1 pseudogene is annotated in these 1,785 nt (G+C 61.3%); it reads right to left on the bottom strand.

The features are described 5' to 3' along the window. A pseudogene (locus tag ACXJKR_RS31415) lies at positions 1–1,775 on the bottom strand (hypothetical protein); the annotation flags it as partial. Between the last annotated feature and the right edge of the window lie 10 nt (positions 1,776–1,785).

The following is a 1,785-nucleotide window of genomic DNA, read 5'->3' as shown; positions in this document are numbered from 1 at the left end:
TAGCTGTTGGCCGTGATCGGCTTGAGCTTGACGTTGCCAGAGTTCTCGCCACGGTAGGAGACCCTCTGGTTGATGGCGTCGTAGTCCTGCCACAGCTTGATGTACTCGCCAAGTTGGTTGAAGCCGGGTCGGTTCATGCTCTGGGCCATCGCCAGGCGAGCCTGCAACCTGTCGGTGAAGTTCATCTTCAGGTTGAGCGACGGCAACACCTTGACGAATTCGTTCTGCACGTTCAGAGGCCCTCCGAGCTGGTCGAAGCGCGGCAGATCGGGCGGCGTCTGCGAGTTGTATTGCGTCTGGAAAGCTGTGTAGCCGTGCGAGACGTCGCGGGTCAGCACGACACGCACACCGGCGTTGCCTTCGATCGGGAACTTCAGGTCGTCGAAGCCGAAGCGCAGCGTGGCGTAGACCGCGTCGGTCTGTTCGCTGTGCGTGCTGGTCTTTTCCGGGTTGCCGTCGAAAACCAGCTCCTGGAAGTTCTGATAGTCCTTCGCGTAGTCGCACGTGATGTTCATGGTGGGGAACAGCGCCTTGCCATCCAGGCATTGCTGGTAGCGGTAATCGTTGGCCAGCGTCTTGTATGTGTTCGGGTAGTCGCGCACGGCACCGATCGTCGGCATGACGATGTTCGGCAGCTTGCCCGCCTTGCCGCCATAGAAGTTGCTGAAGTTGAACACTTCGACCGGCACGGTCTGGTAGCGCGGGTCGCTCATGTAGCCGAAGCTTCCGCGTGATTGCCAGTCGAGCCCATCGGTGACCGCAGGCGGCTTGCCGGGCGTGGAGGTCTGCTTGACGGCCCAAGGATCGGAAGTGGACGTCCAGGTATTGCCCGTGGCGTCGTAGTGGCGTGCCACGCGATAGGTGGCTCTCACGCCGACACGGATGTCACGCAGGATGGGGTTGTCCTCGAAACGGTAACGCGCGTCGGCCTTCCAGGCGTAGAGGTCGGCATCGGCCTTGCTCATGCCCGGCATGACCAGGTTCCAGTAATAGTTCTTCGGRTCGGCCAGGAAATCCGTGGCGGTCTGGTCGAACCCGATGCGCACCGGACTCTTTCCGGACACGTCGATGCCCATGCTCGGCACGTAGGTGCCCAGCTGCATGTTGCGGCCGATCGAATCGTTCTTCGCATGAACCCATTGGACGTCGTTCTGCACCAGCCACTGGTCGTTGATGGCCCACTTGAAGTTCCACGCCAGTTCACCGGTTTTCGAATTGCTCCGATTCCAGCCGCGCGAGACGTTGAAGCCCAGGCCGCCATCGGCAAAGGTGTTCGCCCCGAGGCCCCCGCTGGGGTAGGTGTAGAGGCCAGAGGTCAGCACGTTGTTGGCGTCGTACGTCGCATTCTTGATCACCGACTTGTACGGGTTCTCCACTCCGGTGTAGATGCCCTGCTCGCTGCCCGTCTCCCGTGCGCCCGACAGGAAATAGGTCAGCGACGAGTCCATCCTGTCCTTTTTCCACTGCAGCGCGGCGTAGAAGCCGGCACGTTCGGTGTCGCCGGTGTTGTTCCGGAACGAGGCCGATTTCGGCGCCCAGGCCACCTTGCCGGCGATCAGGTCGGTCCGCGGGAAGTAGGCATCCAGCTGGATGCTCTCATTCTGGAAGCTGGAGTGGTTGTAGGAGAGGTCCAGCAGCACGCCGACGCGCCCGATGTCCGTATTCCATTGGGTGGTGTACAGCCCCGACACGCTGGGCGAATTCTTGCCCGAGCGCTGCACGTAGTTGTTGCCTGCCGACAGGTAGGCCTTCGTTCCTTTGTAGTCAAAGGGCAAGGCTGTGCGC

The organism is Roseateles sp. P5_E11, from assembly GCF_054049355.1.
Note: the sequence above shows the minus strand (reverse complement) of the source record. Positions and strands in the feature narration are given on the sequence as shown.